The sequence below is a fragment of the Bifidobacterium tissieri genome (assembly GCF_002259645.1).
In the GTDB taxonomy this organism is placed as follows: Bacteria; Actinomycetota; Actinomycetes; order Actinomycetales; family Bifidobacteriaceae; genus Galliscardovia; species Galliscardovia tissieri.
Genome location: NZ_MWWV01000012.1, coordinates 1 through 12,967, shown reverse-complemented (window position 1 = coordinate 12,967; position 12,967 = coordinate 1). Strand labels below are relative to the sequence as shown.

The following is a 12,967-nucleotide window of genomic DNA, read 5'->3' as shown; positions in this document are numbered from 1 at the left end:
AGAAGAAGTCTGTGATACAAACTTGTCTATAATTATACTGATTATTCTCCATTCCTCGTAAACAAATATGGGGTCGCGCGTTACATCCAAACGCGCGACCCCTGCTCTGTACTCGAGCCCAGCAAACTACCGGATCAATCCCCAATCACCGCATTGACGATGCCTGACACAATCGCCATGATCAGCGAACCGATCACCGCCCAGAGGAAACCATGGATGATCACGCCCACATCAAACAATGACAACGCCAGCCACGACGCCAGCTCCATGAACAGCCAGTTGATAATCAACGCGAATAGTCCGAAACTCATGATTGACAGCGGTAACGCTATGAGCTGCACCACCGGTTTGATCGAGGCATTGATCAGCGCGAGAAACAGGGAGAATGCCGCTATTCCGAGAATCGGCGGCTCCCCCACCGCCTCCATGCCGGGCAGGACGGCGACCATGACACCGGCCGCAATCGTGAGCACGATCCATCGTGAAAGAAAACGAGTCATACCTTGATTATGGCATTCTTCCCCGCGACGGTTTCGTCATATCAAAATCCTCTGCCGTTTCGAGACATTTCCAAACGTCGGAGGACGAGACCATCATCAGCCAGCCTTATCGGACCGTTTTCGCATCGAGCACCGCATCGTCAAGGAACCAGTAATCGTGCGGATCGCCACGCAACGCTGTGAACGGCACAAGCTCCACGTCCTGTTCACGAGCACGCTCGATCAGATACCCGCGAATGATCCATGGATACTCAAGACGTCCGGATTTAAGATCGATGATCTTCTGAATCGTGTGCCCGCTGACACCGAATGCATCCCCCACCTGATCGACCGTCAACCCCAGACGACGCATGTTCTCCTTGAATTCCCTGATCGTAGCGGTCTTTTGCGCCATGCTCAGCGACATCGTATCCCCCTTTTTGTCACACATGTCTGCCGATTACCGATTGTAGGCGTGTTCGGTAGACTAACACGTGTCGACAAGCAGGAATTGGAAGGGCTCGATGATGGGTAAAAACAGGAACGCAAGCTCCTCGGTACGGCACCGTTGGAGGATCATACGGCAGGCGATGCGCATGGAGCTTCGCGAGCACAAGGTGTCGTTCGCCGTGTATGTGACCCTTCGTGCGCTCGTCATCGCCATGGCGATTCTGCAGTTTTTCAACGGCGATTATGAGAACGTGTTCCTATGCGTACTGACGTTGCTATTGCTTCTGGCTCCGGCATTCATTCAGTTGCAGCTGCGCATTGAGCTTCCGTCCGTTCTTGAAGTGATTATGCTGGTCTTCGTGTTCTCTGCGGAGATCCTTGGCGAAATCAGCGCTTTCTACGAGCTGTTCCCCTTTTGGGATACCGTGCTGCATACGCTGAACGGGTTCCTCGCCGCCGCGATCGGGTTCTCACTGGTTGACCTGCTCAACCGTTCCAATACGACGAAGTTTAAACTGTCTCCCGCCTATCTGGCACTCGTCTCGTTCTGTTTCTCCATGACGATCGGCGTGGTCTGGGAATTCTTCGAATTCAGCATGGACATGCTGTTCGGATTGGATATGCAGAAGGACGCGGTCGTCCATTCCATCAGTTCGGTCATGCTGGATCCGTCTCATGGCAACCGGATCGTCTCCATTCCCGACATCACGCAGGTCAGCGTCAACGGCAATGATCTTGGTCTTGGCGGTTACTTGGACATTGGTCTTATCGACACGATGGAGGATCTCATCGTCAACTTCATCGGCGCGCTGGTCTTCTCCATCATCGGGTTTCTGTATGTCAAAAATCGTGGCAGGAAGGATGCGATCGTAGATAGTCTGGTTCCCCGGCGCAAGACGGCGGCACAGGACTACCTGCGTGTGATCATCGAGCAGGCGGACAAGCGCACCGCGTCATCGGCGGACGACGGCGAGCGCGGCTGAAGTCGATGATTCTTTTGCTTACTTTTAGCGTTTTGTTCTTTTGAAAAGTGTGGTATTGTTTGACATGGTGTGATTTTTCATGCTTTCGCTCGTTTTGAGCGCATTGACCAGATACCTAGGGATTCGTGTATGCATTTTCATGCATACATGTTGCCTTAGGCGATGGAGATGTGGTCTGATAACGAACGAAAGGAAAGCATGTCGATCAACGACAACAACAGGTATCGCATCAATCTCTCCCTCCTCTCTGAACAGTTGCGCGCATCGGTGCGTTCGGCTGATGTGACCGATATGGGCAACGGGCTTATCGTCACCGACGAGCGCACCTCATATCTCAAGACCTACGTTCAGCCCAATGGTATCGTCCGTCCCCGCTGGGAGTACCCTGCTCCTGACCGTCGCGGGCGGATCCGCGGCCTCAAGCCCTACGATGTCGAAGCGGTGAAACTGCTTGACTCCCCCATCATCCCTCTCACTCCGTTCCCTCTCACCGGGGACGCCAGCCGGCAGACGTTGCTGATGCGTCTGCATCTTGACCGTCAGGCCAGGCGCCTCGCCCCGCATCAGGTGCACACCTCCCTGCGTCTGATGCAACTCATCGTCTCCGCTGACGAGCGCTATGGCGTGTGGCGGGCCTGGCAGCGGCTCGTGCAGAACGCGGTCGATGACGGTGGGACCGATACGGTACTCGCCGCCCCGATCGACCGTACCATGCAGCTGCTCGTTGATGCGCTGGCCTCCCCTGCCGGCCCCAGTCTCGTGGCCGCTCTCATCATCGATGAGGTCGAACGCATTCATCCCGCCGATGCCGGCTCCCGGCGTGGTCGTGACCTGCGTCACGCTGTGGAGGACGTCGAGTATTCTGAGGATGGTCAGGAGGAGCAGCTGTCCGAACTGGTTGGTGACGCCATCGACCTCATCGAAACCACCACGGTCCGCCCCGACATCACCCGGCTCACCATGATGCGAGCGCTGCTCACCGGTGTCGTCAACCGTCTGCCTGACAGTGCGCTGGCCGCTTCGGGTACGAGCCGGGCGATGTTCGGTGGTGTGATCATCCTCATCTCCTGGTGGTTGGGCCGTGGTCTGGATCGGCTTGCCGAGTCGGCGCTGCGTCTGGAGTTGGCGACCGGTCCGACTGCTGGTACCAGGGCGGTGCGTAATGGGCGTCCTGGTTGGTTGAGGTAGCGTCTTCGTATGCGGTGGGGTGATCTGCTGCTGTGGGTTCCCCACCGCTTCCGTTTTCCATTCCCGTTCTTGTCCCGTTAGGGGAATGTCATCTGTGGATGCCACGATGTGTGGCACGACGATGATGGAGGTGTGATGGGACGGCATTTGCGATATGGGCGTGTGGGGCGACGTGGTGGTGTTGGTACGGTGGTTGCGGTGATGTTCACTGTGGTTGCTGCTGTTACGGCGCTTGCCATGGTTGCTGTGCTGATTAATCTGCGTCGTGCGGATACTGTTGCGCCGCGTTCGGCGGCTGACGCGTATTGTTCGGCTGGGTCTGGCACGATTCCGTTGAGTCCTACGCAGGCGTCGAATGCGGCGCTTATTGCTCGTATTGCGATGGAGCGGGGTTTGCCTGATCATGCGGTTACTGTGGCGATTGCCACGGCGATGCAGGAGTCGAAGTTGACGAATATTGATTATGGTGATCTGGATTCGGTTGGGCTTTTTCAGCAGCGTCCTAGTCAGGGTTGGGGTTCGGTTGAGCAGTTGATGGATGAGTCGTATGCGATCAACGCGTTTTATGATGCGCTGGTGAAGGTGCCTGATTGGCAGTCAATTCCGACGGAGGATGCTGCGCAGGAGGTGCAGCGGTCGGGGTATCCGGATTTGTATGCGAATTGGGATGATTTGGCTCGGGCTTGGGCGCAGGCGTTGACTGGTGAGGTGGCTGCGGGGGCTGGGTGTGCGTTGGAGCCGGCTGGTGGTTCTGATCGGGATGGGTTGGTTGCAGCGATTGGGACTAGGTTTCCGATGATCACGGTGTCGGATGGTGCTGCGGGCGCGTCGGCGTCGGCGAGCGCGTCTGGGGCCGTGTCTGGGTCTTCTTCGGCGAGCGCGTCTGGGGCCGGTTCATCAGTGGTGTCCGGTTCCGGGTCGTTGGTGTTGTCGTTGCCGTCGGGGTTGTCTGATGGGGATGCTCGGCGATTGGTATGGCAGTGTGCTGTGTGGCTGGTGACTCAGGCTCGTGGGTATGGTGTTGTTGCGGTGCGTGCGAATGGTATGGGTTGGGATCGTACTGGTGGTGTGTGGTCTGGTGAGGAGTCTGCGGGGTTGGTGGTGTCTGTGGTGTTGGCGTGATGGTTGGTTAAGTTGGTGGTGTGGGTGTACCAGCCGGACCAGTCGACGACGGCTTCGATGTTGTTGCCGTCGGGGTCGAGGACGAATGCCGCATTCATCGTGCTGCCAAACGTAGGCGATGGCGGATAGGATGGAACGTGTGTTCGGGGATAACTGGGGTGCAGAAGGAGATGCGATGAATGGTGCGACGGCTATGCCGTCCGGCCGACTGCGCGCATGCGGTTTCGGTGTGGTGACCCTGCAGGTGTTCTGGTGGACGACGTTGGTCGCGACGGTGGCGCTCGCCGGTGCCGCGTTCGTCATGATTCCGCGTGACTGGCTGCCCTGGCTCGTTGTCACGCTCGTCGTCGTGCTTGTCGAATCGGTGATCTTTTGGGTTGGGATTATCACCGTGTATCTGACCAGCGTGCAGCTTGGCATGCGTATTCGGGTCATTGGCATCGTCTGCGGGTGGATTCCGATCGCCAATCTCATCGCGTTGCGTCTGATCATTCGCACGGTACGTGATGAGGTCCGGTTTGAAACCGCCAAGGAGGCACTTGACCGTTCCCGTGCAGCGCAGCGGGTGTGCGCCACACGGTATCCGATCCTGCTGGTGCATGGCGTGTTCTTCCGGGACTCGCGTCTGATCAATTATTGGGGGCGTATCCCCGGGGAGCTGGAGCGCAATGGGGCGATCATCTACTATGGCAACCATCAGTCGGCGGCGTCGGTCGCCGACAGTGCCCGTGAGCTCGCCGACCGTATTCGTCGGATCGTCGAGGAGACCGGATGTGGCAAGGTCAACGTGATCGCCCATTCCAAGGGCGGGCTCGACATGCGTTGGGCGATTGCCCGCGAGGGAATCGGCGGGTATGTCGCCTCGCTGACCACCATCAATACGCCGCATCGCGGCTGCGGGTTCGCCGACTATCTGCTCGGGTCCATTCCCGAGCCCGCGCAGCGTCGGGTGGCCGCATCCTACAATGCCGCGGCAGCGAAGCTGGGCGACACGCATCCAGACTTCATGGCTGCCGTACATGATCTGACGCAAGCGGGATGCGAGCGCATCAACCGTAGCATCGGTCTCGGCCAGTTTCCCGGCATCGTCTGTCAGAGCGTTGGCTCGCGTCTGCTGCATGCCACGACGGGCCGGTTCCCGCTGAATTTCACCTATCCGCTGGTCAAATGGTTCGACGGGCCGAATGATGGTCTGGTGTCCCGCCCACCCTTCCCTTGGGGTGACTGGTTCACGTGGCTGGAGCCGTCCGGTGATCGTGGCATCTCCCATGCCGACATGATCGACTTGAATCGTGAGAACATTCCCGGCTTCGACGTGCGTGAGTTCTACGTGGGGCTTGTCGCCGAGCTCAAACGCAAGGGGTTGTAGTCGACTGTTGTCGGATGCCCCTGACGGTATCGTGGAATCGGACGCCGGTACCCTGAATCCATTCCTTTCGGGGACCGTGCAGGCTGGAAAGGATACGACCGATGGCCCATCTGTCGAAATCCCGAATCGTGGGATTGTGTGTACTGCTCGTCGCCGTGATCGTGCTGTGTGGCGGCATCGCATGGCAGGCCACCCGGCCGAAGCCGGTGCAGACCGTGACCGTGACCGGATATCTGGGTGGTGAGAAGACCGGCCTGTTCGACGATCCGCAGTTTCGAACGTTGGCGACGGACGCTGGCTTGGACGTGTCCTACCGGAAGGCCGGCAGCCTGGACATGATGGACGCCGACCGGTCCGGCATGGACTACCTGTTCCCCTCCAGCAGGGCTGCCGCCGAATACGGCAAGGCCAAGGGCGTGGATGTGAGCCGGCAGGACATCGTCTTCAACAGTCCCATCGTCGTGTACACGTACCGGCAGGTGGCGGACGGCCTGTGCTCCACCGGGCTCATGTCGAAGGATGATTCGGGCGTGTACCGGCTGGACATGGCCAAAGTGGTGGAGGCCATGCAGCAGGATCGTTCGTGGGCCGACGTGGGATGGGCTACCGGCTATGGTGCCTTCCATATCGAATCCACGGACCCGGTGAAGTCCAATTCGGGCAACGAGTATGCGGCCCTGCTCGCGACCGTGATGAACGGCGGGACCCCGGCAACGGTCGACAGCGTCAACCGCGATCTGCCCGCATTGCAGACGATATTCCGCAAGTCCGGGTGGATGGAGACCAGCAGCGAGGACAGTTTCAGCCAGTTCCTCACCCTCGGTGTCGGTTCGAAACCGATGATGGTCGGCTATGAGAGCCAGATCCTGGATCTCGCCGCCACCCAGCCGGACACGTACGCGCAGGTGAAGAACGATCTGGTCATCGCCTACCCCACGCCCACGGTGTGGAGCACGCACGTGTTCATCGCGCTCGACGACAAGGGCGGGAAACTGCTCGATCTCATGCGCTCCGACAATGTGCGCAAGCTCGCATGGGAGCGTCACGGATTCCGGTCCGCGAACTATACCGGCACCGATGGCATCAGCCGATTCCACGTGCCCGGCACGATCGACCAGGTCCAGCAGGTCGTCGAACTGCCGCCGAACGACGCCATGCAGACGCTGATCAACGGTTTGAAAAACCAGTGACACGTCCCACGAATCGGCATAAATTAAATTGATGACAACCCCAGTGGCTATCATAAAAACTTATGACACTGCTTCAGCTCAAGTACATCGTCAAGATCGTCGAATGCGGTTCGATGAACGAGGCGTCCCACGAACTCTACATCTCCCAGCCCGCACTCTCCTCCGCCGTCAAGGAACTGGAGAAGGAGATGGGCATCGAGATCTTCACCCGCTCGTCGCAGGGCATCGCCCTGACCGTGGACGGCGCCGAATTCCTCACCTACGCGCGTCAGGTCCTCGACCAGACCGCGCTGCTCGAGGAGCGCTACAAGAACGCCAAGCCACGCAAGCAGCTGTGCCAGGTCTCCACGCAGCATTACATGTTCGCCGTCGAAGCGTTCGTGGAGCTCATCAACTCCATCAAGTCCGACGAGTACGAGTTCACCATCCGCGAGACCCGCACCAAGGACATCATCAATCAGGTCGCCAACATGCAGTCCGAGGTCGGCATCCTGTACCTGTCCGACTTCAACAAGGACGTGATCGGCAAGCTGCTGCGCGAGAAGCATCTGGAATTCCATCCGATCTTCCGCGCCGGTCTGCACGTGTTCCTCTCCCGCTCCAACCCACTCGCCTCGCGCAAGAGCCTGACCATGGAGGATCTCAAACCCTACCCGTGGATCCAGTACGAGCAGGGTGAGGAGGGTAGCTTCTACTTCGCCGAGGAGGCCGTCTGGCCCGAATACTCCCCCAAGCAGATCAACGTGACCGACCGTGCCACGATCCTCAACTTCATCGTGGGACTCAACGGCTACACGGTCTGCTCCGGCATCGACAACGAGGATCTCAACTCCGAGAAGATCGTGACCGTGCCGCTTGAATCCGATGAGAAGATGCTGGTCGGCTGGATCACCAACGAACGCACCAAACTCTCCCAGGCCGCCGAGATCTACCTCGACAAGCTCAAGTCCGTGATCGCCAACCACGGCTACACGCTGATCGACTGAACGGTCAACAGCCGACACGATATGTCGCTCATCGCATGATGATGGAGCCCGTACCCGCGTTGCATGCAGGTACGGGCTCCATCATCATGCGTCCAATAGGTCATGCATCCAATTGGAGTGCATCGTCTCCAGCATCGATTCGATGCTTATCCTCTCGAATCCATCACTCGCGGTCAAGGTGCACGCGGGTCAGCACGCAACCGGCACCAACGAGCGTCATGATCGCGGTAAGACCAAGCATCACCTCGGAGGTGACACCCGTTGCAGCCAGCGGACCGTACTCGTTGACAACAGCCGTGGGAGCATCCACCGTCGCCGTGCCCGCGCTCAGTCCGGCGGCGGTGTTCGTCACACCGGAACCATCCACCGAGGAGCCAGCGGAGCCGTTCTGCTGCTGAAGCTGCTGCTGGGCTGATTCCTGGTTCTTGGACGCCTCCTCGGCAGCCTTCTTGGCATCAGCGAGCGCGCCGTCCGCCACGATCTTGTCGGCCTTCGCCGTATCATACGCGGACTGCGCCTGCTCAAGCGCCGCGGCGGTACGCTCGGCCTCGGCGTTCGCCTTGTCCGCTGCGGCCTGCGTGGCCGCTGCTGTGGCGGTGGCCTTCTCCAAATCGGACTGGGCGGCCGCTGCGGCAGCGATTGTCTTGTCGGCCTGGTCGATCGTGGACTGTGCGTCCGCGATCTGCCGGTCGGCGGTGTCGATGCGCGCCTGTGCGGCGGCTACGGCTGAGTTCGCCTTGTCAAGACGGGCCTGCGCTTCAGCCAGCCTCTGGTCGGCTCCGGTCTTGTCCGCCTTCGCCTGGTCCAAGGCCTGCTGTGCCGTCTGCTTGTCCTGTTCGGCCTGGTCGAGACGAGCTTGCGCGTTCTGGCGGTCCTGTTTGGCCTGGCTGATGCGCTGGTCGGCGGTGGCGGCTGCCTCCTTGGCCGCATCGGCCTTCTGCTGTGCCGCGTCGATGCGTGTCTGCGCGTCCGCTACGGCCGAGTTCGCCTTGTCAAGACGGGTTTGCGCTTCCGCGGCCTTCTGCTGTGCGGTGTCAGCCGCGTTCTTCGCATCCGCTGTGTTCTTCTTGGCCTGCTCGTAGGCTTCGGTCTTCGCCGTCTGCTCCTTCTTGGCCTGTTCGAGGGCGTGGGCCTTGTCCTGATTGGCCTTGACGGCCTCGTCGTATGCCTTCTGCGCGGCGGCCAGCGCCTCCTTGGCGGTCTTGGCCTCATCGGTCTTTGCCGTGAGCTCGGCCTGTGCACGCTCGGCCGCATCGGTCTTCTCAGCCGCATCCTGCTCGGCCTGTGCGGCCAGCTGGGCGGCCTTGTCGGCCGTGGACTGTGCTGCCTGGTAGTCGCCGCTGGCGTTCTCCAGCGAGGTCTTCCACGCGGTCAGATCGGCGATGTAGTCATCGACCGTCATGATGCGATTGCCGTTGGTGGTGGAGTCGCCGGGGTTGAAGGTCTGGCCTGCGGTGTTGGGGTAGTACTTGCCGTTCTGGGAGACGCCGAACCCGGTGACGGTGGTTCCGCCGACGATGTTGAGGTAGTGTCCGACCTGCCGGTACAGGGTCGGGTACTGGGTCTGCAGGGCGAGGGGGCTGAGCTTCTTGATCTCGGGGTTCTCCCTGACCGCCTGCTCGTAGATCGCCTTCTCCTTGTCGTACCATCCCCGGAACGGGCTGTTGTCCTCGGTGAAGCCCCACGCAAGGTTCTCGCTGTAGACGTAGAACTGGCGGGGATGGTACGTGTTCTCGTTGGCGAAGTCGGTGTCCGCCTGAGCGATGGCCATCATCTCGTCGGACACCTGAAGCTCGGGCAGCCCCTCGCCCTTGCGGATCTCGTTGCACTCCTTGATGTACTGCAATGCGCGCAGCATGTTGTCGATCGACGTGGCATCCGCCTTGTCGCCGTTATGGATGTACTGGAGGTACATCGTCTCGGTCCCGTCGGTGAGGATACGGTACGCGCGCTGCGCGCCACGGTCGAGATAGTACTGCGACGCGCCCTGCTGCAGCTTGTAGTCGGCGCTGTCGGCCACCGCCTTCTTCGCGTCCGCCGCCTGCTGCGCCTTGTCGGCCGCCTGCCGCTTGGCCGTCGCGTCGGCCGAGGCCGTGTCCCTGGCCTTGTCGGCCTCGTCCTTCGCCTTGTCCGCATCCGCCTGCGCCTTGGAAGCCTCGTCGGCGGCCTGCCTGGCGGCATCCAGCTGGGCGGCGAGGTCGGCGAGCCCGCCGTCCTCCTTCTCCAGATCCGAAACCTTTTTGTCGGCGGCGTCCTTCTCCGCCTTGGCGGTGTTCTCCGCGTCGAGCTTGACCTTCAGGTCCGCGAGCTTGTCGGCCGCGGTCCGGTCGGCGTCCTGCTTGTCCTTGGCGGCCTGATCGGCGTCCGCCTGCGCCTGCTGCTTGTCGGCTTCGGCCTGTGCCTTATCCCGTTCCGCCTCGGCCACCGTCTGGTCGACCGTCGCCTTGTCGGACTCGGCCTGCTTCTGATCGGCTTCGGCCTTCTCCTTGTCCGCAATGGCCGCATCAGCCGCGGACTGGGCCTTGTCCACCCGGCCCTGAGCCGCGTCCACGGCCTGTCCGGCCTTGTCGGCCTCGGCCTGCGCCTGCTCCTTATTCGCCTGGGCGGCCTCCTGTTCCTGCTGGGCGGTCTTCTTGTCCGCTTCGGCAGTCGTCTTGTCCGCTTCGGCCTGCTGCTGTTGCGCCACGGCCTGCTGCTTGACGTTTGCCGCGGCATCGGCTGCAGTCTGAGCGTTGGCGGCGGTTTGTTCGGCCTGCTGCTTGTCAGCCTGCGCCTGCTGGTTCTTCTCATCGGCATTGTTCTTGTCGGCCTGCGCCTGCTTATTGGCATTCTGCGCATCGGTAAGATTCGACTGCGCCTTGTCCAATGTGGCTTGTGCGGCATCAGCCTTGGCCTGGGCGTCGGCGACATTCGTCGTCGATCGAGCCGCCTGCTCCTCCGCCACGTCCGACGGCACTTCATCGGCCATCGCCATCGCCGGCGCACCGAGCGATGCCACGGCAACGGTCGTCGCCACTGAAACCTTCAACGCCTTGTTCATGCGTTCGCTTCCTTTCACTACTCATCAGCGTGCACCACAAGCCGGTCATACGTCCGACATCGCACGCATGCTCCTCAAACTACCCCCCCCCCCAACGACGATACGGGGGTATCATCCGTTCCGTCTCACACACCGGACGGCCACACATATGACAATGGCCGGCTCCCCGCGTTACCGGGAGCCGGCCATTGGCCATTCGAGGGAATGGAACGGTCCGCAAAACCGCTACTTCACGCCGCCGTTCTGGTAGTCGATGTCGTAGCCGCTGGCTGTGTTGAACACGATCACATGCTGATCGATCGAGCCGTCGGACGTACGAATATCCACACTCACGGTACGCGGCAGCAGCTCCGACCCCTCATAGTTCGGCGTGGCCATATACTCCACCGTGCCCTTCGGATTGTCGTCCAGCCAGTTGCGTGCCTCATCCTCCGTGTACGCCATGCCGCCGGCGGGCTGGTTCTTGCCCACGTTCTGGGTTCGGGTTCCCGTCACCATGTTCTCCACGGAATCCTGACCGCCGAGACTCTTGGCCAGCAGGTGGCTGCGGTTGAACAGATAACCCCGGTACGCCTTGCCACCACCCAGATCGATCGACACCTTGGGATTCGGATGAGGGTAGCCTGCGATCGTATCAGGCATGTTCCGGTCACGGGACGAGCCGCTGTCGCGAAGCTGCTTGTCGATCACGCCGACGACCATGCCGGCACGACCGTATGAATCGAGACCCGTGTACCGGATCTCGCCGGTTGCGGGCATGGTGCCGGCCTTGGAGAAATCAGCCTTGCCAGTGACCACATAATAATCAGGGTACTGCTGCTGCGACCAGACGATGCTGTTCGGGGAATCAGCCGACGCACCCTCCGCCAGCGTGGGCGTACTGCCGGAGGAGAGCGACTGCGTCAGCTCGTCCAATCCCCGCTGCGCGGACTCCTCGGATATGGAACACCCGGCGAGTCCGAACATGAACACGACGGACAGAACGGAGGCGACGATACGCCTCATCATGACATAGGCATTATTGGAGATGTGCATTCGAACAAGTGTAGGAGGACCTTTCCCCGAGGTCTTTCGAACATCACGGTTCTTTCACGTTCCCACGGCACAACCGCATTCGATCGATGTTCGCAAATGTGAGAAATACCCCCTCATATCACACGCAACTCCCACACCATCCAACAGGCGGCACACAGTTCCAAACACATGTGCTTCAATCAAACATCGTTGAAATTACAACGCTCCGTGATTGCTTTCCCGGCGATTCATGATATACTATGAGTGGAGGTTGGAGATGATCGAACCCCATAAATCAAACATGAGGATGTGTTCGATTTATGGTTCGCATCCGATCTTCAGAAAACCGCGACGACGCGGACAACAAAACAGAGGCAGTGGCACCACACCAACAGGAATAACAGAACAGGGAATCCGTCCGGTGGATATCAGACGAACGACACGGACGACGCAGAGCAGAAAACATCAGGATGCAGAGAACGAGGAACACGCAACGAAGAGACCCACATCGGTGAATGGGCAATGACGAACATAGAGGTCGCGAATGGCTCAGACAGGAACATCGGTTGGGCAATGACGTCCGACGAATAACTGAATATGGATAACTGCAGATGGACGATACCGTGATACCGGTCGTCCGATAACTGAAGGAAAGGTGATTATGAACAATAATCAACCATGAGACCCCGGGGTTTGAAACACAGCTCCGGGGTCTCGTTCATGTCCATGTGGTTGTTCATGCGCGTGGTCGTTCATACGGGCGCGACGACACATTCGCGCGCCACTCCCCTGATTACTCCCGCACGAGACGGATGTTCTTCACGCCATCCTTGCGGCTGCGCCGGTACAGCACGAACCGGTGGCCGATCACCTGGACCAGATCGGCGTGCAGACGTTCGGCGAACAGCTCGCCGGCCTCCTTGGCGGTGTATCCGCAGCCTTCCAGCAGCGTGCACTTGATCAGTTCGTGCGATTCGAGGCATTCGTCAGCCTGGGCGACGGACGCGTCGGTGATGCCGTTCTTGCCGACGATGAGTTCCGGATTGAGCTGCTGGCCCAGGGCGCGCAACTGCTTGATCTGCTTCTTGGTCAATGCCATGTAACCGTGGTCTCCTTCATGACGCGTTCCGCGTCCGACTATCACAA

At 60.0% G+C, this 12,967-nt stretch carries 11 protein-coding genes; 6 read left to right on the top strand and 5 right to left on the bottom strand.

Going from position 1 to position 12,967, the window contains the following annotated elements; all coding sequences use genetic code 11:
* Nucleotides 1–134: 134 nt before the first annotated feature.
* Together BTIS_RS08095 and BTIS_RS08090 are read right to left on the bottom strand one after the other, a co-directional pair.
* Complete coding sequence (locus BTIS_RS08095; protein ID WP_094664388.1) at nucleotides 135–500, bottom strand: phage holin family protein; 366 nt, start codon at nucleotides 498–500, stop codon at nucleotides 135–137.
* A gap of 106 nt (nucleotides 501–606) precedes the next feature.
* Nucleotides 607–906, bottom strand: a complete 300-nt coding sequence (locus BTIS_RS08090; RefSeq protein ID WP_094664386.1) for a DUF2316 family protein — start codon at nucleotides 904–906, stop codon at nucleotides 607–609.
* Nucleotides 907–1,006: 100 nt separating this feature from the next.
* Here BTIS_RS08090 and BTIS_RS08085 point away from each other — a divergent pair, with 100 nt between their 5' ends.
* From BTIS_RS08085 to BTIS_RS08060, 6 genes are all read left to right on the top strand, one after another.
* Entirely contained in the window at nucleotides 1,007–1,912 is a 906-nt protein-coding gene (locus tag BTIS_RS08085) for a DUF2238 domain-containing protein (RefSeq protein ID WP_169713082.1), read from the top strand.
* A gap of 198 nt (nucleotides 1,913–2,110) precedes the next feature.
* Nucleotides 2,111–3,100: a hypothetical protein gene (locus BTIS_RS08080; RefSeq protein WP_094664382.1), complete on the top strand. Its 990-nt coding sequence runs from the start codon at nucleotides 2,111–2,113 to the stop codon at nucleotides 3,098–3,100.
* Between the two features lie 135 nt (nucleotides 3,101–3,235).
* Nucleotides 3,236–4,222 (top strand): cobalt transporter, encoded by a 987-nt coding sequence (locus BTIS_RS08075; protein WP_094664380.1) that lies wholly within the window; start codon nucleotides 3,236–3,238, stop codon nucleotides 4,220–4,222.
* Nucleotides 4,223–4,397: 175 nt separating this feature from the next.
* Nucleotides 4,398–5,591 carry an esterase/lipase family protein gene (locus BTIS_RS08070; RefSeq protein WP_245819384.1) on the top strand — a complete coding sequence of 398 codons (1,194 nt, stop codon included), beginning with the start codon at nucleotides 4,398–4,400 and terminating at the stop codon, nucleotides 5,589–5,591.
* A 101-nt stretch (nucleotides 5,592–5,692) separates the two neighbouring features.
* Nucleotides 5,693–6,781: a hypothetical protein gene (locus BTIS_RS12115; RefSeq protein ID WP_245819383.1), complete on the top strand. Its 1,089-nt coding sequence runs from the start codon at nucleotides 5,693–5,695 to the stop codon at nucleotides 6,779–6,781.
* Nucleotides 6,782–6,843: 62 nt separating this feature from the next.
* Nucleotides 6,844–7,767 (top strand): LysR family transcriptional regulator, encoded by a 924-nt coding sequence (locus tag BTIS_RS08060; protein WP_094664378.1) that lies wholly within the window; start codon nucleotides 6,844–6,846, stop codon nucleotides 7,765–7,767.
* A 163-nt stretch (nucleotides 7,768–7,930) separates the two neighbouring features.
* Here the strand turns inward: BTIS_RS08060 and BTIS_RS08055 are convergent, their stop codons facing one another.
* From BTIS_RS08055 to BTIS_RS08045, 3 genes are all read right to left on the bottom strand, one after another.
* Entirely contained in the window at nucleotides 7,931–10,807 is a 2,877-nt protein-coding gene (locus tag BTIS_RS08055; protein WP_094664376.1) for a CAP domain-containing protein, read from the bottom strand.
* A 225-nt stretch (nucleotides 10,808–11,032) separates the two neighbouring features.
* Nucleotides 11,033–11,815, bottom strand: coding sequence for a DNA/RNA non-specific endonuclease (locus BTIS_RS08050; protein WP_158216876.1), 783 nt, complete (start codon nucleotides 11,813–11,815; stop codon nucleotides 11,033–11,035).
* A gap of 799 nt (nucleotides 11,816–12,614) precedes the next feature.
* Nucleotides 12,615–12,920, bottom strand: coding sequence for a YhbY family RNA-binding protein (locus BTIS_RS08045; RefSeq protein ID WP_094664373.1), 306 nt, complete (start codon nucleotides 12,918–12,920; stop codon nucleotides 12,615–12,617).
* Nucleotides 12,921–12,967: the final 47 nt, after the last annotated feature.